This window comes from Streptomyces roseochromogenus subsp. oscitans DS 12.976 (assembly GCF_000497445.1).
Taxonomy (GTDB): domain Bacteria; phylum Actinomycetota; class Actinomycetes; order Streptomycetales; family Streptomycetaceae; genus Streptomyces; species Streptomyces oscitans.
On sequence record NZ_CM002285.1, the window covers coordinates 4,177,244 to 4,201,920 of the forward strand.

A 24,677-nucleotide genomic window follows, 5' to 3' on the forward strand; every position below is an offset into this window, starting at 1 on the left:
GCGGGTTTCGCCGGGTTACGACAGCGGGTTCCGCCCGGTTACCTCAGCGGGTTCCGCAGGGCTGCGGGGCGAACGTTCCGCCGGGTCACGGTGCGAGCTCGACCTGGATCTCGACCTCGACCGGCGCGTCCAGCGGCAGCACCGCGACGCCGACCGCGCTGCGGGCGTGCACGCCCTTGTCGCCGAGGACCTCGCCGAGCAGTTCGCTGGCGCCGTTGACGACACCGGGCTGACCGGTGAAGTCGGACGCGGAGGCGACGAAGCCGACGACCTTCACCACGCGCGCGATGCGGTCCAGATCACCGGCGACGGACTTCACGGCGGCCAGCGCGTTCAGCGCGCAGGTGCGGGCCAGGTCCTTGGCCTCCTCCGGCGTGACCTCGGCACCCACCTTGCCGGTGACCGGCAGCTTGCCCTCGATCATCGGCAGCTGGCCGGCGGTGTAGACGTACACGCCGGACTGGACGGCCGGCTGGTACGCGGCCAGCGGCGGTACGACCTCCGGCAGGGTCAGGCCCAGTTCGGCCAGCTTGGCCTCGACCGCGCTCATGCCTGCTTCTCCCGCTTCAGGTAGGCCACGAGCTGCTCGGGGTTGTTGGGCCCGGGCACGACCTGGACGAGCTCCCAGCCGTCCTCGCCCCAGGTGTCCAGAATCTGCTTCGTGGCATGGACGAGCAGCGGCACGGTTGCGTATTCCCACTTGGTCATGGGGCCGACTGTAGCCGCTGTGACCGCCGGGGAACGCGGCCGACCGCGGCCGGCGCCGTCCCCGGGGCGGGCGGCCCGAGTGTGACGACCGTTATCCACAGCCCCCGGCGTGCCCGTCGGCCGGACTGGTTAGTCTCGAAGACGTGAGCAGGCTCCAGGTCGTCAGCGGCAAGGGCGGGACCGGAAAGACGACGGTCGCCGCCGCACTGGCGCTGGCCCTCGCGACCGAGGGGAAGCGGACGCTTCTCGTGGAGGTCGAGGGCCGGCAGGGCATCGCCCAGCTCTTCGAGACGGAGGCGTTGCCGTATGAGGAGCGGAAGATCGCGGTCGCTCCCGGGGGCGGCGAGGTGTACGCCCTGGCCATAGACGCCGAACTGGCCCTTCTGGACTACCTCCAGATGTTCTACAAGCTCGGCGGCGCGGGCCGCGCCCTGAAGAAGCTCGGCGCGATCGACTTCGCCACCACCGTCGCACCCGGTATCAGGGACGTCCTGCTGACCGGCAAGGCGTGCGAAGCCGTGCGCCGCAAGGACAAGAAGGGGCGATTCGCCTATGACTACGTCGTCATGGACGCCCCGCCGACCGGCCGCATCACCCGCTTCTTGAATGTGAACGACGAGGTGGCGGGCCTCGCGAAGATCGGCCCCATACACAATCAGGCGCAGGCGGTGATGCGGGTGCTGAAGTCGCCGGAGACGGCGGTGCACCTGGTGACGCTGCTGGAGGAGATGCCGGTCCAGGAGACCGCCGACGGCATCGCCGAACTCCACGCCGCACGGCTTCCGGTGGGCCGGGTCATCGTGAACATGGTCCGGCCGCAGGTGTTGGACGCGGCCGACCTGGAACTCGTACGGACCGTGGAGCGTTCATCGGTTGCACAGGCGTTGTCGGCGGCCGGGCTGGGCGGGGCCCGGCGCGGCGGGAACGCGGAGAAGCTGGTGGATCCACTGCTGCGGCAAGCATCGGAGTACGCCGAGCGGTACGCGCTGGAGCAGGAGCAGCGCGCGGTCCTCGGCGAGCTGGGCCTCCCGCTGGGCGAACTGCCGCTGCTCGCCGAGGGCATGGACCTGGCGGGTTTGTACGAACTCGCCACCGAGCTGCGTAAGCAGGGGGTGTCATGAGTCCGGACCCGGCCGAGGCACGGGAGCCAGCCGAGCGGCGCGAGTCCGCCGAGGGGCGCGAGTCCGCCGAAGCCCGCGAGCAGGGCCGGCACCTCTCCCCCGCACGCGTGCTGGACGTCGATCCGCTGCTGGACGACCCGAAGACCCGGATCGTGGTGTGCTGCGGTTCGGGCGGGGTCGGCAAGACGACGACCGCGGCGGCCCTCGGCCTCAGAGCGGCCGAGCGGGGCCGCAAGGTGGTCGTCCTCACCATCGACCCGGCCAGGCGACTGGCCCAGTCGATGGGCATCGACTCCCTCGACAACGTGCCCCGGCGGGTGAAGGGCACCGAGGATCAAAGAGGGGCATCGCGCAGCGATTCGGACGAGGGCGGTGGCGGGCGACGGGAGGGCGAACTGCACGCCATGATGCTCGACATGAAGCGCACCTTCGACGAGGTCGTGGAGGCGCACGCGGACCCCGAGCGGGCGGCCGCGATCCTGGCCAACCCCTTCTACCAATCGCTCTCGGCGGGCTTCGCGGGCACGCAGGAGTACATGGCGATGGAGAAGCTGGGCCAGCTGCGCGCAAAGGACGAGTGGGACCTGATCGTGGTCGACACCCCGCCGTCCCGCTCGGCGCTGGACTTCCTCGACGCACCGAAGAGGCTGGGCTCCTTCCTCGACGGCCGCCTCATCCGCCTGCTGACGGCCCCCGCCAAGCTCGGCGGACGCGCGGGCATGGCCTTCCTCAACGTCGGCATGTCGATGATGACCGGCACGCTGGGCAAACTGCTGGGCGGCCAGCTGCTGAAGGACGTCCAGACCTTCGTGGCCGCGATGGACACCACCTTCGGCGGGTTCCGGACGCGCGCGGACGCCACGTACAAGCTGCTCCAGGACCCCGGGACGGCGTTTTTGGTGGTCGCGGCCCCGGAGCCGGACGCGCTGCGTGAGGCGGCGTACTTCGTGGAGCGGCTGGCTGCGGAGAAGATGCCGCTGGTGGGCCTGGTGCTGAACCGGGTCCATGGCAGCGACGCGGGCCGGCTCTCGGCCGAGCGGGCGCTCGCCGCCGCCGAAAATCTTGAGGACCCCCGCATTGTGGATCAGGGGGGCGGGAAAGCTGGACTTCGTAACTCTCCCGACTCATACGGCAGTTCGCGATCTCCCGCATCCGCGGCCGCAACCGACGCCCCTGCTTCCGAGGAAGGCTCCCCCGCCGACACGGAGCGCCCTGTCGACCGGCTCACCGCGGGACTGCTGCGACTGCACGCCGATCGCATGCAGTTGCTCTCGCGCGAGCAGCGCACGCGTGACCGTTTCACCGCCCGTCACCCCGAGGTGGCGGTGGTCGAAGTGCCCGCACTGCCCGGCGACGTCCACGACCTCACGGGCCTGCGCGACATCGGCGCCCTGCTGGCAGCGGGCGCGGCGGAACGGACGGAGCCGGTGTGGCGGACAGAGCAGACGCGACTGTGAAGCACATGCGGGTGGCGGTCGTACCCACGTAAGTGACCGTCGTACGTACGTGGGTGGCACACGCGCGTACGGCACGTGCGTCACATGCATATGGGACGGCGCATGAGACACACGCGGATGCAAAGGTGCTCGCGCGGACACGGCGGCAGGCCTGCACAAGCCCGCGACGTCTCCGTCGTCCACCGGCAGGGCCGCAAGGCCGATCGCGGCTTCCCCCGGCGTAGGCCGGATCGGCGCTCCGCGCACGCCCTCGCTTCCCGTTCTCCGGGCGTGCGTGTTCCCACTCGGCAGAGAGAGGATGCCCTCAGCTCACCGCCGCGTAGTGCTCGTACACCTCGTCGCTGTCGAGGGGCACGATGCCCACGCCACGCTCGTACTCCAAGCGGGCTGTCTCCAGCAGCCTGCGCCAGGAGGTCACGGTGGGCCGCCGACGCAGCAGTGCGCGGCGCTCCCGCTCCGTCATGCCTCCCCACACGCCGAATTCGACGCGGTTGTCCAGCGCATCGGCCAGGCACTCGGTGCGTACCGGACATCCGGTGCACACCGCCTTGGCCCTGTTCTGCGCTGCTCCTTGAACGAACAGTTCATCCGGATCGGTAGTGCGGCAGGCAGCCTGCGCACTCCAGTCGGTTACCCAGCCCATACCGGCGCCGTCCTCTCCCGAATCGAGGCTCCCCCACGGCGGCAGCGGCATATTCACCGCCGCCAGTTGAGGACGTTACGGAAGGTGGGCACAGCGCAACACCCCCTTCGGGCCCAATCTTGAATGGCCCGAACGGACTATGGGTAAGCGGCAGATCACCCGCGGGAGTGAGCTGACGACATACGCGACCATCCCGGCAATCCGGGACAGCTGTGATGCGCCACAACGGACGCCGGGTGACACAGGAGGCGGATTCGGACACCTCCACCTCACGAACGGTCACGTTCCCGCGTAAGAAAACGGGGGTACACCCGGAACGATTCGGGATCGCCGGACGTATTGATACGTAGCCGCACTGCTGTGACAGTTGAGAGCAGCTTAGGCCAAGGCCTGCGCGCGTGTCCGGGAAATGGAAACGTAGGCAGGTCAGGTCGCGCTGCCGTCACGATCCGGCACCCGAACATCCCGAGGGCAGCCGCTCCCTCGGAACGCTCAGGAGTACGGATTAGGCTGCCCCCATGCCAAAGAAGCGCTCGGGTGGTGGTCTGTCGCCCACGCAGCAGGCCGCCAAGTTCCTCGGTGTCAGTGTGCTCGCCGGAGCCGTGATGGCGGGCATCGCGCTGCCCGCGGTCGGCGCGCTGGGCCTCGCGGCCAAGGGATCGGTGCAGAGCTTCGACGAGATCCCGGCCAATCTGAAGAGTCCCCAGCTCAGTCAGCGCACGACGATCCTGGACAACCGGGGCCAGCAGATCGCGAGTGTCTACTCCCGTGACCGTACGGTGGTGGACCTCAAGGACATCTCGCCGTACATGCAGAAGGCGATCGTCGCGATCGAGGACGCGCGCTTCTACCAGCACGGCGCGATCGACCTCAAGGGCGTGCTGCGCGCCCTGAACAAGAACGCGCAGCAGGGCGGCGTCGCCCAGGGCGCCTCCACCCTCACCCAGCAGCTGGTGAAGAACTACTTCGTCGAGGAGGCCGGCGACGACCCGACGAAGGTCGCCGAGGCCACCCAGCAGACCCTCGGCCGCAAGATCAAAGAGCTGAAGTACGCGATCCAGATCGAGGAGAAGCTCGGCAAGAAGAAGATCCTCGAGAACTACCTGAACATCACGTTCTTCGGCGAGCAGGCCTACGGCGTCGAGGCCGCCTCCCAGCGGTACTTCTCCAAGCACGCCAAGGACCTGAACCTCCAGGAATCAGCGCTGCTGGCCGGCATCGTGCAGTCCCCGAGCCGCTACGACCCCGTCAACGACGAGGCAGAGGCCACCAGGCGGCGCAATATCGTGCTGCAGCGGATGGCGGAGGTCGGCGACATCTCCCAGCAGGAAGCCGACGAGGCCAAGAAGGCGCCGCTCGGACTGAACCCGAGCCAGCCGAAGAACGGCTGCATCACCGCGGTCAAGGGCGCCGGCTTCTTCTGTGACTACGTCCGCGACGTCGTCCTGAACGACCCGGTCTTCGGCAAGACCCAGCAGGCCCGGGCGAAGCTGTGGAACCAGGGCGGTCTGACGATCCGTACGACCCTCGACCCGCAGGCGCAGGAATCCGTACAGGCCTCCATAAAGGACCACGTCTACGAGTCCGACCCGGTGGCGACGGCCGCGACCATCGTCGAGCCGGGCACCGGCAAGATCCTCGCCATGGGCCAGTCCCGCCCGTACGGCTTCGGCAAGAACGAGACGCAGATCAACCTCTCCGCCAACTCGGACATGGGCGGCGGCGCGGGGTACCAGGGCGGTTCGACGTTCAAGCCGATCGTCGCGGCGGCCGCGATCGAGGGCGGCAAGCCCCCGACCCAGCAGTACCCGTCGCCGTACCAGATGACGTACCCGAGTCCGGTGCAGGCGTGTGACGGCAAGGTCTGGCGCAACGACCCCGCCAACCCGGCCAAGCTGGCGAACGAGAACGAGTCCGAGCACGGCCCGTACGGCATGAAGGAAGCGACCGCCAAGTCGGTCAACACCTACTACGTGCAGTTGATAAGCGACATCGGCATCTGCCCCGTCACCCAGATGGCGAAGAAGATGGGCGTGCAGCGCGCCGACGGCCGCGCGCTGGACCAGGCCCCGTCCATCGCGCTCGGCACCCAGGAGGTGTCACCGCTGACGATGGCGAACGCGTACGCCACCTTCGCCTCGCGCGGCATGTACTGCACCCCGGTCGCCATCGAGTCGATCACCCAGAAGGTCGGCAGCGAGCAGAACTCGCTGGACGTGCCGAAGTCGACCTGCTCGCGCGCGATGTCCGAGAAGACCGCGGACACCATCAGCACACTCCTCAAGGGCGTGGTCGAGGACGGTACGGGCCAGGAGGCCGGTCTCGGCAGCCGCCCGAGCGCGGGCAAGACGGGTACGACGGACGAACGTTACGCCGCCTGGTTCGTCGGCTACACCCCGAACATGGCGGGCGCGGTCTGGGTCGGCGACCCGCAGCACAGGCGCCAGATGACCAACATCACCATCGGCGGCGTCCTGCACGAGAAGGTGTTCGGTGGTGAGGTGCCCGGCCCGATCTGGCGCGACATGATGACCGGCGCACTGGAGGGCAAGCCGGCGCAGAACTTCCACCTGATCGACATCCCCGACGACAACAAGAAGGGGGATGGCCAGGGAAAAGGACACCGGGGGGCGGACGGGGGCAAGAACGGGGACAGCACGGGCGGGATCGGCGGCCTGATCGGCGGTCTGACGGGCGGGGGAACGGACGGCACCACGGGTGACACGACCGGCGGCGGTGCCTTCCCGGCACCGACGATTTCCCTCCCGGGCAACTTCATCCAGGGGCAGGGGAACGGCGGGATCAGAGGGAACGGGAACGGGGGCTGGCGGGGGTAGTCCCGTCCGTCATACGAGTACGGCGGCGGGGCCGCACCCTGAGGTAAAGGGGGTGCGGCCCCGCCGCCGTATGTATGGCATGCCGTATGAATGGCATGTGAGGTGCGCCGTACGTTGGCATGTACGGGCGCCTTAGCCCGGGCTTGGGACAGCCCGGGGTCGGGCACAGCGGTCGGGCTCAGCCCGGGCTCGGGCTCAGCCCCGGCTCGGGCTCAGCCCTGGAGCAGCTTCTTCACCGCGGCGGCGACGCGGCCGCCCTCGGCCTGGCCGGCCACCTTCGGGTTCACGATCTTCATGACGGCACCCATGGCCCGCGGCCCCTCGGCGCCGGCCGCCTTCGCCTCTTCCACGGCCTGGGCGACGATCGCGTTCAGCTCGTCGTCGGACAGCGGCTTCGGCAGGTACTCGGCGAGCACCTCACCCTCCGCCTTCTCCCGCTCGGCCGACTCGGCCCGGCCACCCTGCGCGAAGGCCTCAGCGGCCTCCCGGCGCTTCTTCGCCTCGCGAGTGATGACCTTGAGGACCTCGTCGTCGGAGAGCTCCCGCTTCTCCTTGCCCGCGACCTCCTCCTTGGTGATCGCGGCGAGCGTCAGCCGGAGCGTCGAGGAGCGGAGCTCGTCGCGCCCCTTGATCGCGGCGTTGAGGTCGTCCTGCAGCTTCGACTTGAGCGTGGTGGTCATGGGATCGATTGTCGCAGGTGCACCAAGCCGAACGCCCGCCGATTTAGGCGAACGCCCGCCGATTCGAGGGGGCCGGGCGTCTGGGAGGCCGAACGTCTGGGGGTGGCCAGGTGGTCACGTCGTACATCCGGGGTCTGACACGATGGACGTATGCGCGCGCGATACGGAGTACCTCTGGGAATCATGGCGGCAGGCGCCGCCGGTCTGGCGTACGCGGCGGGTTTCGAGGCCCGCTCCTTCCGCCTCCGACGAGTGACGGTCCCGGTCCTCCCGCCGGGCATGCGCCCGCTGCGCGTGCTGCAGGTCTCCGACATCCACATGGTGAGCGGCCAGCGCAAGAAGCAGCGGTGGCTGCAGTCGCTGGCGGGCCTGCGCCCGGACTTCGTGATCAACACGGGCGACAACCTGTCCGACCCGGAGGGCGTGCCGGAGGTCCTGGACGCACTCGGCCCGCTGATGGAGTTCCCGGGCGCGTACGTGTTCGGCTCCAACGACTACTACGGCCCCAAACTCCGCAACCCCGCCCGCTACTTGATGGAGAAGGCGAACGGCCGCCACGGCCTGAACGGCAACGCGCCGGCCGTCGGCGCCATCCACAACCCGTGGGAAGACCTGCGCGACGGCTTCGACACGGCGGGCTGGCTGAACCTGACGAACACACGGGGTGTCCTGAAGGTCGAGGGCGTCTCGATCGAGCTGACCGGCCTCGACGACCCCCATATCAGGCGCGATCGCTACACCCAGGTGGCGGGCGGCCCCTCAGGCACCTACGACTTCTCGATGGGCGTGGTCCACGCCCCGTACCTGCGTGTCCTGGACTCCTTCACGGCGGACGACTACCCCCTGATCCTGGCCGGCCACACCCACGGCGGCCAGCTGTGCATCCCCTTCTACGGCGCCCTCGTCACCAACTGCGACCTGGACACGGACCGGGTGAAGGGCCTCTCCACCCACACGGCGGACGGCCACACCTCCTACCTCCACGTCTCAGCAGGCTGCGGCACCAACCGCTACACCCCGGTCCGCTTCGCGTGCCCACCGGAAGCGACACTGCTGACGTTGGCGGGGCGGTAGGACCGGCGGCTTTCCGGATGTAACCCACCCGGGCTACGCCACATGGCCGTACCCCCTCACCCGCTCCTAGCGTGAGGGCATGACCGCCCCGATACCCAGGGAGATCCCGGACCTGCCCGCGGTCCCGGCCACCACGCCCCTGCTGCTGCCCGCCCCGGTCCCGGCCACGGCGGTGGTGGCGCCGGTGCGCCGCCCCGCGGTCGCACTCTTCCGCCTCCTGACCGCCGTGGTGGCGGCAGCCGGCGTAGCCCTGGAGCTCCTCCTCGGTACCCCGGCCCGCACCCTGAGCTACTTCAGCGTCCAGGCGAACATCCTGCTGGCGATCGTCATGCTCCTGTCGGCGTCGAGGGCGCGGCGGGCCCGCCGCCCGTTGTCGTCCACCGTGACAGGCGCCACAGTCCTCTACGTCGTGATCACGGCGCTCGTCTACCACCTGCTCCTGGCCCACACGACGCCGCCGTTCTCCATGACCGGCGCGACGACGGCCCCGGTGCGCTGGCACGGCCAATGGGCGACCCTCCAGATCCTGCACACGATCACGCCGGCGGCGGCCTTGCTGGACTGGCTGCTGCTCACGCCCGCGGCTCGCCTGCACCTGCGCCAGGCGGCCACCTGGCTCCTCTACCCCCTGGCCTACCTGGCCTTCTCCCTGGGCAGAGCGGCAGTCCTCGCCCCCTCTGATCCGGCCCGCTACCTCTACCCCTTCCTGGACGCGGCCGCCCACGGCTACCGCGGCACCCTGGCCAACGCCCTCCTCCTGGGCCTCGCGATCTACGCCCTGGCCGTCTTCCTGGTGGCCATCGACCACACCCGCCCCACCCCGGTCCGCCGCCGCGTCTAAACCGGATTTCGTCTACAGCCACCGGTGGGCTAAAGTAAACGTCGTCGCCGCGAGAAGCAGCGACATCGGGGTGTAGCGCAGCTTGGCAGCGCGCTTCGTTCGGGACGAAGAGGTCGTGGGTTCAAATCCCGCCACCCCGACAGTGAAGTACCAGGTCAGGGGCCTGATCCGCAGTGCGGGTCGGGCCCCTGAGTGGTTCCTGGAGATCGCTTGGGGGAAATCTGGGAGAAGATCTTGGTCGGCTTCTCCCAGGAGCAGTCTCCAGTGCCGCAGGAAGAGCGGTGCTCGCGCGCCCTCGGACCTGCGCGTTCGCGAATCCAGGGCTCGTAGCTGACCAGGAACACCGCGGCGGGCCGCCCCAACGGTCGTTAGGAACACCGCATATGGCAGGTCATCGCTCAGCGCCTCCCCACGACCACGCCCGTGCGCTCGCCCAGCGGGTACGTGCGTTACGGGAAGACCTCGGGTGGACACGCGAACGGCTGGCCAAGGAAGCAGGCATCGCCGTCGGGACGCTGGCCCGCCTGGAGAGCGAGGGAGCGATCCAGCCAGGTTTCTTCACCGTCGGCGCGGTGGCCGAGGCTCTTGCCGTCTCCCTCGATGATCTGTTCCGGGCGGTCAAGGTCCCGCCCGTCACGCCCGGTCTCTGGTCCGCCGGGTACGAAGGCCGGGACATCGACTCGTTCGTGGCCTCGCTCGTCGACAGCCGCATCAGTGTCGTGGCAGATGTACGACTCACTCCGATCAGCCGCAAGAAGGGCTTCAGCAAGACCCGCCTCGGGGAGGCTCTGGCCGAAGCCGGCATCGAGTACACGCACCTGCGTGGCCTGGGCAATCCGAAGGACAATCGGGCGCCGTTCTGGGACGGCCGGCTCAACGTGGGCCGGGCTCGGTTCCGTGGGGTGCTGCGGTCCGAGGAGGCGCAGACCGATCTTGAGCGTCTCGCGGAGCATGCCCGGCAGTCCCGGGTCGCGGTCCTGTGCTTCGAGAAGGACGAGAGCCGCTGCCACCGGCAAGTCGTTCTGGACACGGTCCGCAAACGGGCCGCGGTGCCCGTCATTCCCCTGGCCTGACTTCATCCCTCGCTCCTGTACGCGCCCTTGCCGGTAGCGCATGCCTCTCCTCCAATCGGATCGGGAGATCAGTGGAGGGGGCAACCATGGGATCGGGGAATTGGCAGCGCGCACGGATCATGATCACGGTCAAGACCTATCCGGAACTGTCCGCGAAGTACCACGAGACGAGCTGCGTGGCGGGCATACGGCTCGACCAGGGGGCGCCCCAGCATGTGCGGCTCTTCCCGGTTCCGTTCCGGCTGCTGAACGAAGAAAGCCAGTTCGCCAGGTACTCGATCGTCGAGGTCGACGTGCAGCGGCACCATGGGGACCGCCGTCCCGAGAGCTTGCGCCCCAATCTGCAGACCCTCAAGGTCATCGAGCGCCTCGGGACAGCGGACGGCTGGCGCGAACGCTTATCGCATGTTCGGCCCCTCGTGGCGCCGTCCCTGTGCTCCATAAAGCGGGACCAGGAGGTGCGAGGTACGTCGCTCGGCGTCTTCCGCCCAGCGGAGTTCATTGGCTTCCGCTTCGCTCCTGCCGAGCCCTGGCCCGCTTCGAAGGCCGCCCTGGCCAATCAGTTGGATCTACTCGCGCAGGACCTTCGCCAACTGGAGTGGGTGCCGCTTGAGTTCCGGTACAGCTTCCGATGTGCGGATCAGGAGTGCGGCGGTCACGATATGGGGCTGAGAGACTGGGAGGCGGGCGAGTCGTACCGCAAGTTCCTTCGCAAGTACGGGAAGGACGACGTGGAGGAGAAACTCCGCGAGCGCTGGTTCGACCGGATGGTCTCTCCGGAGAAGGCCGTGCACTGCTTCGTCGGAAACGTCGCAGCCCGCCCCAAGACCTTTCTGCTGTTGGGCCTATTCTACCCGCGACGGGATGTCGTCGAGAACTTCCAGGAGAGTCTGTTCGACCTGTGAGGGTGAGTACGCAGGGCGGGGTCTCCGAGGCCGGCCGCATCGGGGACCCCGCCGCCGTTCCTAGTGCCGCACCCAGTTTCAACGCACCCGACGCCCACCGAGGGCACTGCGCCGATGACCTTGCACGATATGGTCCAACCCCTGCATCACCGGCAGTGGTCTCGTTGCTACACATTCCCGAGTCCGAGGTCTTCCGCGTGATCGCGGTTCAAGCAGCGGGCCCCTCAGCAACAGCCTCCTCGGAGGCGCTAGCAGGGCCATCCGGCAACAGGAAGCTCTCTGGCAGTTGGCTGATCTCCATCTCGCGTTCTCGCACCGGCGGCAGTTCGATCCCATCCAGGGGGTTGTCGTCCGGGTGGTGAAACAACTCCTTGCGCGCGTTCCACGCGAGCCGGTGGTTCAGCTCCTTGGCCACCTTCGTGGTCGCCGGAAATTCGAAATCCGGTCCGGGTGACGCCATGATGATGGCCGCTCGCCGATCGATCGGCATGATGATCGCGGCCGCATTGCCTATGCCGACGCCGCGCCAACTCGGCATCGTCGCGTCACCCATCAGCGTCACCGGGTGATCCGGAATCAGAAGCGTACGGCGCTGGAACCGGCACAGGCCCCATGAGCGCTGCATGAACACCTCGTAGGCTGTCTTCATGGACTGGCCCATCGACACCATGTGGTCGTTGACCGACATCTCGGTGTAGTAGCTGTCGAAGTCCGTCATCTCCTCCCACAGCGCCTCCACCTCCTCGTCCGAGACGGGCCCTGTGGCGTCCTCTTCGAGGCGTCGACGGATCCCAGGTTTTCCTCCCATGGCGATCAAGATCTTGCCGAGCTGATCCGCCATCTCGTTGTGTGCTGCACGAGCCGCTGGGATCCGCGCGTGCTGCGCCGCGATCCACTCGGCGACTATCGCCCGATCCTCGATGGGCAGGGGCCACATCCCGTTGATGACCTTGCGGATGACCTTCGCCGCCTTCCCCTCCAACTCGGCGAGCAGGTCTTCCACGGTGTCGTCGAGCTCGCCCGACGCGTCTCGCATCGAGTAGAAGTCGCGGTGGACGGTGACGTCGGCGATCCCGCACAGGCGCAGCTCGCCTCCGTCGAGGGGTACACGGATGAGACGCTCGCCGTCGGCGAACCGTCGAAGAAGGAGGCGCGGGACGGTGTGGTGGCGGCGCTTCAGCTTCGACTTCCCGGAGGACTTGCTCATGCCGTGACGATACGGGCAGGCACTGACATTGGCGTGGCCGTTTTCCGGCTCGGCGGCCGGCCGACAGCCTCGCCGCCGCTACTGACTCGCCTGGGTGCCTGAGGCCGAAGACTGTGGGGAGCGGAGCGCGCCCAAGGCAGTGGTTGGCCTCAATGACCCACCACTGCCCTCAAATCCGTCGCTGGCCGCGGAGCCGATCTCCACAACGGCCCACGAGCCGCTACGGGTGAAGCCCGCGAGACGACGGGACACACCTCACTGCGCCGCCCCCTCGGGTTCGTCCGCCGCGGACGGATGGACGTACCTGCCCTCGTTGAACGGAGTGAACCACGCCTTGAACGCCATCGATGCGACGCCGAGAGCCGCTCCGACGGCGCTCTCGTCGATACCGTCCATGGAGTCGTCGTAGAGCCACTCGTGATCCATGTCCTCGTAGACGTTGTCGGCGAACGAGTCGAGCGCGGCCGAGACGCCGTCGTCGAGCAGCCCGAAAGTCTCCAGGGTCACGTTCGTCTCATTCAGCAGCAGCTTCAGCGCGAGTTCCTCGGCGACGCAGCTCAACCGCTGGAAGCTGCCGTCCGTGAAGCGGGTGGTCATGGCGATCACCGTCACCAGGAAGCGGCGGGCGAAACGGGCGTCGTACTGGAGGGCGTATCGCTCGGGAAGGTCCTCGAAGTGCCACAGGGGACCATCGCATTCCGCAGCGGTGGTGTCCTCCTCCGTCAGGGTCTGCACGTCTTGGAACAGCTCGTCCACCAAGATTTCCGTCGCGTACACCAAGGCACCAGCAGCAAGTTTGGCGTCCTCCGGCGAGACGGCGAACTCGATGTCACCGTCTTCTTTCTCGTCGTCTTCGTCGTCCAGGACGCCGAACATCACGGGCGGGAAGGAGCGTAGCTCGTCTGCCAGTGCCAGCATCTGATCGCGTACTGCCTCAGCTTCCGCCTCGGCGTCATAGCCCTCGCTGTCGTCCTCGACCGTGGGACGCTCGGTATGCCGGGCCTTACGGTCAGCTGGATCATCGGGCGGGGCATCGGGACCGTCGGCGGCGGCGAGACTCTCCTGGGCGAGCTTCGGGTGCAGTTCGACCTCGCATCGCTCGATCTGCCAGTCAGCCAACAGCTCGGACCGTTCCAGCAGTTCACCCACGACCGACCGCACAGCCTCCTCGGCGAATTCCAGAGCCGGAGCATCCACGAACACCTTCAGAAGCGCTCCGCCCGGGTAGACGGCCACGATGCTGTCGAGGAGATCGACTTCCATGCCGTCGGGTCCCTCGATGGCCTCGACCGAGTCGAAGCCATCCTCCATGAGCGCCACGGCGCCAGCGCGTTGAAGTGGGTCCATCTCCGGAGTGCCCTCCGGAATGTGGGCGTCCACGGTCACTACGTATGTCACGCGTCCGATCCTGGCAGGGATATGCCGCACGACGGGGAGGAATCCGCTCAATCACGAGCACTACGCGTCGAGCCTGAGCGGCGGCCCGGTTGATGTCGGCGGCGCAGCCGTCGTAGACGTCGTGTTCAGCGACCTGGCCAGTGTTTCGGCGGCTCCACAGCAGGGTCTGTGACCTGCAATCGGCTGCGTCGGGAGGGATCGACGGCCGTGAGAGAGACGAGTCGCTGGCTGTCCGCCTCCTCCAGCTCGGCCAAGGCGTGAGGAAGCGCCGCACATACGGTGGCGATGGCGGTGCCGAGGCCGACCAAGCCGCCGTGCTTGTTGTTCTGGCGGTACTGGATGCGGTGGAGTCCCGACCGCGCGATCGCCTCGACTTCCATGGGCCGGTTCAGTTGCTTGGCGTCATTGGTGATGATCGCCTGGAAGCCCTCCGACCTGGCCTTCGCGTACAGCTCGATGTCCTTCGTGCCGGCCCAACCGTTCAGCTCGTGGACGTGCACCACGTCGTGCGCGGTCAGAAGAATGCGCACGATCTCGACCATGGGCCTGGGGACGTTCTCATCGAGCAGCAGCTTCAAGCGACAACCTGCCGAGAGCCATCGACGTAGCTGTCCACGTAGTCGCTGAAATCGACCGCGTCGCGTGCGGCTGCCGCGCTGACCCCTGGGTAGAAGTCGCTGACCCGGTCCGGGGGCACACCGTCCCTGACCAAGGCCGCTACCTCTGCGGCGGGAATCCGGGTTCCTTCGATGACCGGCTCACCGCCACGCACAGCGGAGTCGACGGCGACGTTGTCGCGTGGCTTCAGCAGGTCAGGGATGTACCGGCCGTCCTTGTAGAAGGGAGCAAGCACATCCACCAACTGGTGGATGACCACGTTCCCGCCCCTGATCAGATCGACCGCCTGCTCGGGCTCCGCAAGGTAGATCGTGTCCGGTCCCGCGACGAGAGCGTAGGCGGACAGGTGCTCTCGCTCCCCCAGGTCCTCCCGGAGCGTGTCCACTGCCCTGCGGATCTTCTGCAGGGACGTCTCCTTGCGGAGCTTCACGCAGGCCCGCAGAGCCACCACGTCACGGAAGGAGTACAGGATCGGGCGCGAGTCGGAGATCTCCGGCACGAGGAGCGCGCCCTGCTTGCCAGAAGCGCGGCGCCAGTGGGAGAGCTGCCGCAGCGTGGCACCGGAAAGGGCCGCGGCGAGCTTGGGCTCATACGACACCGCGTTCCTCCTCTCCGCCCCCATCGGATCTTTGGTGACCGTACTCCATTCTCGTGCCTTCCGCCGAGATCGGAAAAGACGGACTCCGTTCGGGGTAATCGGAGCCCGTCTCCCGACCATCAGGCCATCGTCGTGGCACGAGCGCGCAGCAGCCGATCGAGTACGGCGACCGGCGAGCGCGGGTGCAGGTTCCGACGGACGTCGAGCGCTGCTTCCCACTGCTCGGTCAGGCCGACCTTGAGACGCTCACGCATGCCAGGGGTCACGTGGGCGTACCGCGCCGAGACCGAGCCGTCAATATGGCCCATGCGCTCGTCCATCAGCACCTTCTCGGTGCCGAGATCCTCCATGTGCGTACGGTGGGAGTGGCGCAGGCCATGCGGGGTGAGCCCTCTGGCGATGGGCAGCCAGCAGGCGTCGGCCCGGCCTTGGGCGTTGCGGCCACGCACTGGGACACCTGGCCAGGGCTCGCCAAGCAGCGGGGCCGGGCGGGCCTCCTGAGGTGCTTTCTTCGGGTACCAGCCGGAGGTGGCGGGCGCAAACAGCCAGGTGGCGAAGCCGTTGCGGCGCCAGTGGGCGGCGTTCTCCGTCGGGGTGCCGCCGCGGATGAAGTTCAGCTCGGTGATGGCGAGTTCGACGCGGGCGCGGGTGTCCTCCCGTACGCGTTCGGGGTGGTTGAGGACGTTGGACACAGTGCCGGTGGAGACGCCCGCGCGGCGGGCGACGTCCACCAGCTTGGCACCGGTGTGTCCGCCGGTGCGTGCGGTGCCCTGGCCGCGGAAGACGTAGCGCTTGCCGTGGCAGGGGCACGGCGTCCGTTTCGTACGGGCGATGTGGTCGGCGACCAGGGCCGACAGCCAGTCCGTCGCGTCGATGGTGCGGTAGCTGTCGTCCTTGGGCGGGCAGCGGATCAGCTCGCCCGAGTCCAGTTCGTACAGCTGGTGTTCCACGCGTATGGCGCCGGGCCGGGCGAACTCGGTCTCCAGACCGACGATTTCGCCCCACCGCATCCCTGTGTAGCCCTTGAGGATCACGGCGACGAACTCGTCGTCGCGGCCGGACAGCAGGGCTGCGCGTTCGGCGATGAGGAGCAGACCGAGCGGGTCGGTGATCACCTTCTCGGGCCCGCGGTCGCGGGAGCGGCCGGCGCGTTTGCCGCGTCCGCGCCGCTTCGCTGCGGGGTTGGACGCGATGAGGCCCTCGTCCACGGCGTCTTCCAGTATGAGGTGGAGCGTCGAGCGCCACGTCTTGACACTGGATGCCGCATAGGCGGCCTTCTCCCGCTTCTCCCAGGTGTCCACGTCCGTGCGGAGGATGCCGGCGAGGGCCTTGTCCTCGAACTCGGGGAGCAGGTGCTCCTCGATGTGGCGGCGGTAGTTCTGCATGGTGGACGCGGCCAGGTCCTGGGCGTCGTACCAGCGGCTGGCGTACTCGCCGAAGGTCTCCTGTCCGGCCGCCGGGTCGCGCCAGGTGCCGCGCCGGACCTTGGCCTCTTCCTCGTCCGCGGCCTGCTTGGCCTCCCGCTTGGTGGCGAACTTGACCACCGCGCCCGTCGGGTCGACGACGGTGCCGTACTTGCCCTCGCTGACCTTGTATCTACCGCGCCAGTAACTGCCGCGCTTCTCGGCGAAGCCCACGCCTCGCATCCCCTCCTTTCTCGGATGTGCCGGGTACAGCTACGCAGCAGTGCCGTACTGGGACCTGCGGGGCGGTCGAGCCCTGAGACGTGGGGCGGAGGACGTGGAGGGCCGCGTCTGCCGAGTCGGACGCGACGGCGTCATAGCCGACTCCGGCGGACTGGCCGGTGACGGCTCCCCCTGGGCTCGCTGTGGCGCCGGCTCCTCGTGGATGCGGATGATCTCGGCGAGGTGGTCTGCGGTGAAGCGGTAGGCGCGGCCGACTCGTGTGTGCGGTATCAGGCGCCGGCGTGCGCGGTCCTTGACCCACCAGGCCGAGCAGCCGAGGGTCTCGGCGATCTCCTCGGGGCGGTAGAGACGGGGCAGGGCGGCTTCGCCATCCGTTCGGTGCGGAAGGCGTGCGAGGGCAGGGGGCATCGAGGGGTGGGGCAAGAGGGGTGGGTCCTTCTCGGTGGAGGATGCTCGATCAGCGGCGGCGGGTGGCCCGTCTCAGGCGGTGCTCGGTCCCTCCAGCAGCACGAGGGGTGAGACGAGGAGTGCTTCGGCGATCGCGACGAGGTCGTCGACGTCGCAACGCCGCTGGGCACGTTCGATTCGAGACAGCATCGTGTTGGACATCGGACGGCCGAGGGCCGTGACGCGGTCGGCCAACTGACGCTGGGCGAGACCGCGTTCGGTGCGGAGGATTTCGATGGTGTGGGCGGTCCGTATTCCTGCCGGACCCATTTCCAGAGAACGTGCTGCCATAGATCCAGTTGTAGCGTGCATTCCCCGGTTTGGTTAACCGGTGATCGTCGGCTATGTTGCGCCCGCCTGGTCAGCGAGCAGGGGGAATTTCCAGTCCCTCAATCTGATGTCGCGCTACCTCACACAGACACCTCGAAGCGCTTCTGACGTGGGGTGTTGTGTTGTAGCTTCGCCGTCGCCAGCGCGTCAATGGCTTCCCGATGTGATGCTTCTGGCTCGGTCGGCAGGGCAACTATTTGGTCAACCGGCGATCGTGCCCTACGGTTTTGGTCCCGCCCTCTACCAGCCTGATTTCCTGCGGCCTTTCTGCCGTGAGAGATTGCGCCGGATCGGGCTGGACTTGCGCGGCCCGGGTGTGGCTATGTTGACGACACCTCCGGAAAACGCAGTCGACTCGCGGCGCACCCCGCGCCAACAGCCCGACCCCTCCGTTCGAATCCCGCCCCGACCGACGGTGAGCCGTGGTGTCCGCCCACAGGCCGCCGAGTGAGGACCGCCCCGCTCTTGGCACGAATCCGCACCATCAAGCCCGAAGCCTTCGTCTCCGAGTCCCTGGCCACCGTCTCCCTGACCGCGGAACGCACCTTCCTCGGCCTGCTCACCCAAGCCGACGACCAGGGCCGCCATCGCGACCACGCCGCGATCATCGCGGGCCAGTTGTGGGTCCTGCGCCCGGAACACACGCCATCCGATGTCGAGACGGACCTCGCCCAGCTCGCCGACGCCGGGCTGATCTGCCGCTACAAGGGGCCGGATGACAAGCGGTACCTGCACATCGTCACCTGGCACCAGCACCAGAAGATCAACCGACCCAGCAAGAGCCGCCTCCCCTCCTGCCCCCACCACGACACACCGGTCGGCACCGCGCCAGGCGTCGCCGCGCCGACTGCGCGGGCCAGCATCACGGAGCCCGCACCGCAGCCTCACGGAGCCCTCCGTGAATGATCCGGGCAAGTGCGCGAGCCTGCGGTGAATCCCAGCGCTGATGACGAAGCCGCAGGTCAGATCGGCTTCACGGAGCCCTCCGTGAGGGGGCGGGGAGGACTCAGTGCGGCAGCCGTGACGCCTCACGGTTCGGATCTAGGACCTAGGATCATGGATCTAGGAGATACCCCTTCGGGGGGCGCGAGCGCCCCCGCACCCGACACCGTCTCGGCCCAGCAGCTCATCGCCGAGTACGCCGCCGCCTGCGCCCACCGCCCGCCCAAGGACGTCCTGGGCCACCTCGGCCGGGAGGTGCGCAAGCTCGTCGACGAGGGCATCGCCCCCGCCCATATCCGGGCCGGACTCGAACGGCACCGGACCAAGGGGCTGCACCCCAGCACCCTGCCGAGCCTCGTCCACGAGGCCATGAACGCGACCTCCGCCACGCCAACCGCGCCGGTTATCCACAGGGCGTGGACAAATCCGACCGATGTCGAAGCCGCCTTCGGAGGTGACCTCTGACCGCCACCCTCACCCGAGAGCCCCACCGGGTCGGCCCGCTCGCCGACCGGCTCAACGGCATCTTGGCCAGCCGCGGCATCGACCCTGGTGTCACAGGCGAGGAACCACCGGCGGAGCCTGTCACGGCCCTTGAGCTGGCGGACGCCCGTATCCCCGCCCGCTACCGCCGCGCCATGGCTGACCAGCCGCAGGTCAGCGCCTGGGCTGACGAGATCGCCCGCGCTGGACGCCCCGGCCCCGGTGGACCCGGTATCGCAGAAGGCCCGTCGCTGCTGATCGCCGGCCCCACCGGCACCGGCAAGACATATCAGGCGTACGGCGCCGTCTGCGGCCTCCTCAGCCGTGGCGTCCGCCTGCGCTGGGAAGCGACCACCACCGCCGACCTTCACGCGCGCATCCGTCCTCGTACCGGCCACGACGCCGAACGCGACCTACAGACACTGGCCCGCTGCCCGCTGCTGCTCCTGGACGACCTCGGTGCAGCCAAGACCAGCGAGTGGACTGAGGAGCTGACCTACCGGCTGATCAACCACCGGTACGAGCACATGCTCCCCACCCTCATCACCACCAACCTCCCTACCGCAGAGCTCCGCGCCACCCTCGGCGACCGCGTCGCCTCGCGCCTCGCCGAGATGACCGAACGCGTCGTCCTCACCGGCCCCGACCGGCGACGCCACACCGCGGCCACCGCCTAACCGGCCACCCCAGCCGCCTTCCCCTGCCCTGCCTCGCTGCACCGCTCGCGCTCACACCTGCCCTGGCCCGCGCAGACTCATCGCGCAGGGGCACTCAGCACTCCGCCGCGTTCGCCCTCCTCTTCCCTCTACACCTTGGAGACCCACCCTGCTTCCACTCCTCTTCGCGCCCCTCGCTGCCCAGAGCAGCGGCACCCCGCTCCTGCCGGACTGGGCCACCTCCTCCACGATGACTGTGGTGCTCCTCGTCCTGCTCGTGCTATCCGCCCTGTTCGCTGGATGGACGATCCGCCAGCAGCACCGCCGGCCGTCCGCCACCAACCGCTGGCGCGGGACCATCGCCGTGCCCGTCGCGGCCATGGCCGCGATCGGCTGCACCACCTACAGCGCGGACACCAGCTGGCGGTTCGCCGCCGACTACCTCGACATGGGCGGCACCACCGAGCGTGTCGCGATGTTCGCCGCCGCCGAGCTCGCCCTGTTCGCCACCGCGCTGATGGCACGCCAGAACCTCAACGGCCCGAAGCAGGCGCCCGGTACGCCCGGAACCCTCACCTGGGTCATCACCGCCGTCCAGATCCTGCCCGCCTACGCCGAGTCCGGGCTGCTCGGCGGCACAGTACGAGCCTTTGTCGGCCCCGTCCTGGCCGCGATTCTCTGGCACCTGGCCATGGGCATCGAACTGCGCCATCGCACCCCCGACGCCACCTCACGCAGCCTGGCCGCCATCCTCGTCCGCCAGGCACGTGAACGCCTGCTCGCCCGACTCGGCATCGCCGACCAGGACGCCGATGCCGCCCGACTCATCCGCGAGCGCGCGCTGACCGAAGCCGTCGCCCTGATCCTGCGCGCCGAGTCGATGACCGACAAGAAGCGCGGCAAACGGCGGCGACGACGCCTGACAGAGCGCCTGCACCAGGCTCTGGAGCGGGCCGATGTCGACGGCGATCCGCTCCAGGACGAGCTGCTGCTGCGCAAGCTCGCCACGCGCAGGCAGGCCCTCGGCCTCGCCTCCCTCATACTGCCGCCGCGCTGGCAGGCCCCGGCCTCGTATACCGCCCGCGAATCCGGGCAGAGCCGCCAGGGCTCCGCCCGCCCGGCGTCAGTGCCACGGGCAGAGCAGGACGCTGCCCGCCCGCACCCAGCAGACCCGGGCGACGACGAGGTGCCTCCGGCTGCCCGCCTGCGGCCTGCCCGTTCGGCGCCAGGGCTGCCCGCCCGGGCAGACACCGAAGACAGCCCGCCGCTCACGGGCAACACCTCGGGCAGCGCTCCGGGCAGGCGCGAGCGGAAACCGGCTGCCCGGAAGAAGCGCAACGACGGCAAACCCCGCGCCTCCGACGAGGTCATCCTCAAGTACACCCGCCGCATGTACGAGGAGACCGGCAGCGTCGGACGCGACCGGGTGGAGGACGCCCTGCGCGTCGATGACTACACCATTTCCAGTGATGACGTCGGACGAGTCGTCCGTGACTTCAAGGGCCAGGTCAAGGCCGAAGCCGACGCTGCACCTCGGTGATCCCCTCAGCACCAACGCTCCCCACCACGCCCCTCACGGAAGGCCCCATGTACTCTCCGCACCACCCAGACCCCACCACCCACGAGGACTCCCTGCCGATCACCCCTGCCCCAGGCGGAGCAAGTTGGAGGTCCGGACACTCCCCCGCAGGGGGAGCGCCCGAACCCGACCCCGCCCTGGGGGTGGCGGGGTCCGTCCGGCACCAGGGGGCGCCGGACGGGAAAGCTGCGACCGAGGACGGACCGCAGCCAGGCAAGGCCAGCCCGAAGGGCGAGGCCAGGAAGGGGAAGTCACGTCCGCGCGACAAAAAGCAGCGCCCCGCCCACAGCGTCCGCCTCAATGAACAAGAACTCGCCATCATCCAGTCCGGCGCCGACCACGTCGACATGAGCGTGGCCGGGTTCCTGGCCCACTCCGCCCTGGCCGCCGCCCGCGACCAGTCCCGCACCGCCGCGGCCATCGCGACCGAACGGGACATCCTGACGGCCCTGTTCGGCGTGCGCCGTCAGCTCGGCTGGGCCGGCAGCAACGTCAACCAGGCCGTCAAGGCACTCAACTCCGGTGCCGACGCACTGCACTTCGCCGCTGCCCTCGCCGACCTGCAACGCGCCGCACAGGCCGTCCAGCGAGCGGCCGACAGGATCACCAACCGACAGGAGGACCAGGCGGCTTGATCCCCCGGATCCACGAGCAGGGCAGCAACACCCTCGGGCTCCTGCACTACCTGTACGGCAAGGGCACCCACGAGGAGCACATCGACCCGCACCTGGTCGCGTCCTTCGACGGCATGGCCCCCGACCCCGGCCGCGACCCTTCGGTCACGAAGAAGGACCTCCAGCACCTCCTCGACCAGCCCCTGTCCCTGCTCGCTGCGGACCAGCGCCCCGCCCAGCACGTCTGGCACTGCTCCGTACGCGCCGCCCCCGACGACCCGATCCTGTCCGACGAGCAGTGGGGTGACATCGCCCGCCGCATGGTCGCCGCCACCGGCATCGATCCCGGTGACGGCGCCGGCTGCCGCTGGGCCGCCGTCCGCCACGCCGATGACCACATCCACATCATCGCCACCCTGGTCCGCGAGGACGGCCGCCGCCCCGATCACCACCGCTCCGGCAAACGCGCCCAGGCCGAGTGCCGCCTGATTGAAAAGGAACTCGGCCTGCACCAGATCGCGCCCGGTGACGGAACCGCTGCCAAGCGGGCCACCAGTGCCGAGCGGCACAAGGCCGAACGGCAGGGCAGGGAGCGCCCCGCGCGGGAGGAGCTGCGGGAGACCGTACGGCGCGCGGTGGCCGGCGCCGCCAGCGAGGAGGAGTTCTTCGACCGCCTGGCCGCCGCCGGTCTGCTGATCCGCAAGCGCGTCGCGCCCTCCGGTGATCTGCTCGGCTACAAGGTCGCCCTCCCCGACGACCGCAACAAGGACGATGAGCCGGTCTTCTACGCCGGTTCCACACTCGCACCCGACCTGTCCCTGCCCCGCATCCGCGAACGCTGGGCCCTTTCCGCAGAGGCTGCCGCCTCGGCGGACGGCTCTGGGCCGGAGCAGCCCGCCCTGCCGGCCGTGACAGGTCCCGCGTTCGCTCGGCGCCGGGCCACCGACGCCACGTGGCAGGCCCTGCTGATCATCGACCACGGCGACGACGGCACAGCAGCGGCCCAGATCGCCGCTGCAGGGGAGATCCTGGACGCGCTCGCCAAGACCTCCGCCGCGCACACCCGCGCTGAACTCCGCAAGGCAGCCTTCGCGTTCGAGCGGGCCAGCCGCTCCCACATCAAGGCCGTACGGGGGCACGACCACGCTCTGCGTCAGGCCGCCCGCGATCTCGTCCACAGTGGGCCCGCCCTCGGCCGCGGCGAGGATGGCGCCACCACCGCCATGCTCATCGACATGGCCTTCTTCCTCGCGATCGCCGCGGCGAACTGGCACGCCAGGAAGCACCACAGCCAGCAGGCCGCCGCAGCCCGGGAAGCCGCTGAACACCTTCGCGCCGCCTACGAAGCCGCTGCGGCCGGGTCCATGGCCATCCTCCGCCAGCGAGGCCATCGTCTGGCACCGCGTGTCCGGCAGCGGCAGGCCGGCCTTCTCCACCAAGTGCTGCCGGAGCAGGCCGAACAGGTCTTGGCCGAGGCCGACTGGCCCGCCCTGGCCGCCACCCTCGACGACGCCCAGAGAGCCGGCCACGACCCGGCCGCCCTGCTCACCGAAGCCGCCCAGCGGCGCGAGCTCGACACTGCCGACTCCATCAGCGACGTCCTCGTATGGCGCCTGCGCCGCAGCGCCCACCTGCCCGCCCTGCCCGAAAGCCCCCGCGACTCATCCGCCCGCGGCAACCGGCGCACACCCTCCCCGGCGCCCACCACACCGGCGGCGACCAGCGCAGTGAACGACTCCCGCCACCAGCGCTGACCGGGAAAAACGGCGAAACATAGCCGACGATCGCCGGTTGGGCAAACCGGCGATCCTCCGGACCATTGATGCCTGCACCCACCCGACTCCCGTATAGGAGCACCTATGCCCGAAACCGACATCCGACCCCGACTCGACATCGTCGCCCTCCTGTGCGACGCGGACTTCAAGTACCGGCCTGACACCAACACCTGGAGCCACCGCGACGGACGCCCGTTCAGCAAGGAGGAACAGGCCCTCACCTTCACCGCCACCCGCGTCGAATTCGAAGAGGTGAGCGAACAGCTCGCGCGGTACAGGGAGTACCGGCGTACATGGGAGGAAGCGTCGGAAGCCTTCCAGCGTTTCCTCGCCCCGTTCATGGAACAGCTCACCGAGAAGAACCTCGGCAACGCCGTCCAGCTCATGAGCGAGAACGACCGCATCGAGTTCGACCGGCTGCTTGGCCTCATGATCCACCCGCTTCGGCCCTTCACCCCGAACACCTTCTGACGACGGCCCGCGTCCCGCCACGACCAATGTGAGGAAGTGACCGGGCCAGGGGGCAGATCCCGGAATCTCCGGCACCCAGGCACGAAGCCGGGCCTCCCCAACGGGAGGCCCGGCTTCCCAGCGTGAGAAGCCCTCAGCCAGCTGGAGCGCGCAAGAGTCGGTCGTGTGTGCTCTCCGACAGCACCCGACGCAGCACCGGTGCGCTGCCACTGAGGGAGTCGGCGAACGCGGCGACGAGGTCGTGCGGCACGCTGCCGCTGAACGAGACTGGCAGGGTGATCAGAAGGCGGCCTGGGTCTTGTCGAGCGCCTTGGCCAGGTTGGCGTCCACGAGCCCCGGCGAGCCGGAGACGATCACCAGGACCTTGCCGGTGCGGATCGCCGTCTGCTTGACGATGCTGCGCTGCCCACGAACGGAGTAGGTGAGCAGCTGACTCCACCGCTCGTCGCCCAGGTCGGGGGCCGCCGTCACCTGCCGTACCCACGTTGGGCCGGTGGGGAAGCGGCCACCGCGCCTTGCGGAAGCTGGTGCACGCCGTGGCTCAGACGCGCCCTTGACCAAGGTCTACGAGGAC

The 24,677-nt window shown here is 68.8% G+C and carries 24 protein-coding genes, 1 tRNA gene and 2 pseudogenes; 14 read left to right on the forward strand and 13 right to left on the reverse strand.

From position 1 onward, the window contains the following. Positions 1-85: 85 nt before the first annotated feature. Both M878_RS67780 and sp36 read right to left on the reverse strand, forming a co-directional pair. Positions 86-550: a RidA family protein gene (locus M878_RS67780; RefSeq protein ID WP_023547778.1), complete on the reverse strand. Its 465-nt coding sequence runs from the start codon at positions 548-550 to the stop codon at positions 86-88. Then, positions 547-708 carry a Sp36 family protein gene (gene sp36 / locus M878_RS96450; protein ID WP_003975360.1) on the reverse strand — a complete coding sequence of 54 codons (162 nt, stop codon included), beginning with the start codon at positions 706-708 and terminating at the stop codon, positions 547-549. Before sp36 ends, M878_RS67780 begins: the two co-directional genes overlap by 4 nt. A gap of 143 nt (positions 709-851) precedes the next feature. Here sp36 and bagA point away from each other — a divergent pair, with 143 nt between their 5' ends. Both bagA and bagB read left to right on the forward strand, forming a co-directional pair. Then, entirely contained in the window at positions 852-1,829 is a 978-nt protein-coding gene (gene bagA, locus M878_RS67785) for an ATPase BagA (RefSeq protein WP_023547779.1), read from the forward strand. Further along, positions 1,826-3,286, forward strand: coding sequence for an ATPase BagB (bagB, locus tag M878_RS67790; protein ID WP_023547780.1), 1,461 nt, complete (start codon positions 1,826-1,828; stop codon positions 3,284-3,286). Before bagA ends, bagB begins: the two co-directional genes overlap by 4 nt. Before the next feature lie 304 nt (positions 3,287-3,590). Here the strand turns inward: bagB and wblA are convergent, their stop codons facing one another. Next, complete coding sequence (gene wblA / locus M878_RS67795; protein WP_023547781.1) at positions 3,591-3,929, reverse strand: transcriptional regulator WblA; 339 nt, start codon at positions 3,927-3,929, stop codon at positions 3,591-3,593. 518 nt (positions 3,930-4,447) lie between these two features. Between wblA and M878_RS67800 the strand changes: the two genes are divergently transcribed. Next, positions 4,448-6,766: a transglycosylase domain-containing protein gene (locus M878_RS67800; protein WP_023547782.1), complete on the forward strand. Its 2,319-nt coding sequence runs from the start codon at positions 4,448-4,450 to the stop codon at positions 6,764-6,766. 212 nt (positions 6,767-6,978) lie between these two features. On the opposite strand, the gene M878_RS67805 is transcribed toward M878_RS67800, so the two are convergent. Further along, positions 6,979-7,446 (reverse strand): GatB/YqeY domain-containing protein, encoded by a 468-nt coding sequence (locus M878_RS67805; protein ID WP_023547783.1) that lies wholly within the window; start codon positions 7,444-7,446, stop codon positions 6,979-6,981. A 150-nt stretch (positions 7,447-7,596) separates the two neighbouring features. On the opposite strand from M878_RS67805, the gene M878_RS67810 reads away from it, so the two are divergent. The 5 genes from M878_RS67810 (at position 7,597) to M878_RS67830 (ending at position 11,339) form a co-directional block, all read left to right on the forward strand. Further along, the gene (locus tag M878_RS67810) at positions 7,597-8,520 is read left to right on the forward strand and encodes a metallophosphoesterase (protein ID WP_031225197.1); all 924 of its coding nucleotides are present in this window, start codon (positions 7,597-7,599) and stop codon (positions 8,518-8,520) included. A 79-nt stretch (positions 8,521-8,599) separates the two neighbouring features. After that, complete coding sequence (locus M878_RS67815; RefSeq protein WP_023547785.1) at positions 8,600-9,361, forward strand: Pr6Pr family membrane protein; 762 nt, start codon at positions 8,600-8,602, stop codon at positions 9,359-9,361. Between the two features lie 66 nt (positions 9,362-9,427). Further along, positions 9,428-9,501, forward strand: a tRNA-Pro gene (locus M878_RS67820). Positions 9,502-9,744: 243 nt separating this feature from the next. After that, complete coding sequence (locus M878_RS67825) at positions 9,745-10,434, forward strand: DUF488 family protein, N3 subclade (protein ID WP_023547786.1); 690 nt, start codon at positions 9,745-9,747, stop codon at positions 10,432-10,434. Between the two features lie 119 nt (positions 10,435-10,553). After that, positions 10,554-11,339: a hypothetical protein gene (locus M878_RS67830; RefSeq protein ID WP_023547787.1), complete on the forward strand. Its 786-nt coding sequence runs from the start codon at positions 10,554-10,556 to the stop codon at positions 11,337-11,339. Positions 11,340-11,547: 208 nt separating this feature from the next. Here M878_RS67830 and M878_RS67835 read toward each other — a convergent pair whose 3' ends face one another. From M878_RS67835 to M878_RS67860, 7 genes are all read right to left on the reverse strand, one after another. After that, entirely contained in the window at positions 11,548-12,546 is a 999-nt protein-coding gene (locus M878_RS67835) for a DUF4238 domain-containing protein (protein WP_023547788.1), read from the reverse strand. Positions 12,547-12,801: 255 nt separating this feature from the next. Further along, positions 12,802-13,944, reverse strand: a complete 1,143-nt coding sequence (locus M878_RS67840; protein ID WP_031225199.1) for a hypothetical protein — start codon at positions 13,942-13,944, stop codon at positions 12,802-12,804. 125 nt (positions 13,945-14,069) lie between these two features. Beyond that, positions 14,070-14,522, reverse strand: a complete 453-nt coding sequence (locus tag M878_RS67845; protein ID WP_031225200.1) for a DUF5615 family PIN-like protein — start codon at positions 14,520-14,522, stop codon at positions 14,070-14,072. Beyond that, a complete protein-coding gene (locus M878_RS67850; protein WP_023547791.1) occupies positions 14,519-15,160 on the reverse strand; it encodes a DUF433 domain-containing protein in 642 nt (213 codons plus the stop codon). Before M878_RS67850 ends, M878_RS67845 begins: the two co-directional genes overlap by 4 nt. A gap of 119 nt (positions 15,161-15,279) precedes the next feature. After that, the gene (locus M878_RS67855) at positions 15,280-16,797 is read right to left on the reverse strand and encodes a LacI family DNA-binding transcriptional regulator (protein WP_023547792.1); all 1,518 of its coding nucleotides are present in this window, start codon (positions 16,795-16,797) and stop codon (positions 15,280-15,282) included. 39 nt (positions 16,798-16,836) lie between these two features. Continuing rightward, a complete protein-coding gene (locus M878_RS99950; protein ID WP_078630311.1) occupies positions 16,837-17,214 on the reverse strand; it encodes a helix-turn-helix domain-containing protein in 378 nt (125 codons plus the stop codon). A gap of 72 nt (positions 17,215-17,286) precedes the next feature. After that, complete coding sequence (locus M878_RS67860) at positions 17,287-17,544, reverse strand: helix-turn-helix domain-containing protein (protein WP_031225201.1); 258 nt, start codon at positions 17,542-17,544, stop codon at positions 17,287-17,289. 504 nt (positions 17,545-18,048) lie between these two features. Here M878_RS67860 and M878_RS67865 point away from each other — a divergent pair. The 6 genes and pseudogenes from M878_RS67865 (at position 18,049) to M878_RS67885 (ending at position 24,103) form a co-directional block, all read left to right on the forward strand. Continuing rightward, a pseudogene (locus M878_RS67865) lies at positions 18,049-18,990 on the forward strand (hypothetical protein). Continuing rightward, positions 18,987-19,685 (forward strand): ATP-binding protein, encoded by a 699-nt coding sequence (locus M878_RS48160; protein WP_031225202.1) that lies wholly within the window; start codon positions 18,987-18,989, stop codon positions 19,683-19,685. The pseudogene M878_RS67865 and the gene M878_RS48160 overlap by 4 nt, the downstream one beginning before the upstream one ends. Before the next feature lie 229 nt (positions 19,686-19,914). Continuing rightward, positions 19,915-21,204 (forward strand): hypothetical protein, encoded by a 1,290-nt coding sequence (locus tag M878_RS67870; RefSeq protein ID WP_031225203.1) that lies wholly within the window; start codon positions 19,915-19,917, stop codon positions 21,202-21,204. A gap of 47 nt (positions 21,205-21,251) precedes the next feature. Further along, the gene (locus M878_RS67875) at positions 21,252-21,878 is read left to right on the forward strand and encodes a mobilization protein (RefSeq protein WP_245238123.1); all 627 of its coding nucleotides are present in this window, start codon (positions 21,252-21,254) and stop codon (positions 21,876-21,878) included. Then, positions 21,875-23,611, forward strand: a complete 1,737-nt coding sequence (locus M878_RS67880) for a relaxase/mobilization nuclease domain-containing protein (protein ID WP_023547799.1) — start codon at positions 21,875-21,877, stop codon at positions 23,609-23,611. Before M878_RS67875 ends, M878_RS67880 begins: the two co-directional genes overlap by 4 nt. Before the next feature lie 105 nt (positions 23,612-23,716). Next, positions 23,717-24,103 carry a hypothetical protein gene (locus tag M878_RS67885; protein WP_023547800.1) on the forward strand — a complete coding sequence of 129 codons (387 nt, stop codon included), beginning with the start codon at positions 23,717-23,719 and terminating at the stop codon, positions 24,101-24,103. A gap of 133 nt (positions 24,104-24,236) precedes the next feature. Here the strand turns inward: M878_RS67885 and M878_RS000000101845 are convergent. Both M878_RS000000101845 and M878_RS98390 read right to left on the reverse strand, forming a co-directional pair. Continuing rightward, positions 24,237-24,368, reverse strand: a pseudogene (locus M878_RS000000101845) (DUF317 domain-containing protein); the annotation flags it as partial. Between the two features lie 14 nt (positions 24,369-24,382). Then, on the reverse strand, positions 24,383-24,574 hold the full coding sequence (locus M878_RS98390) for a hypothetical protein (protein WP_023547801.1): 192 nt from the start codon (positions 24,572-24,574) through the stop codon (positions 24,383-24,385). Positions 24,575-24,677: the final 103 nt, after the last annotated feature.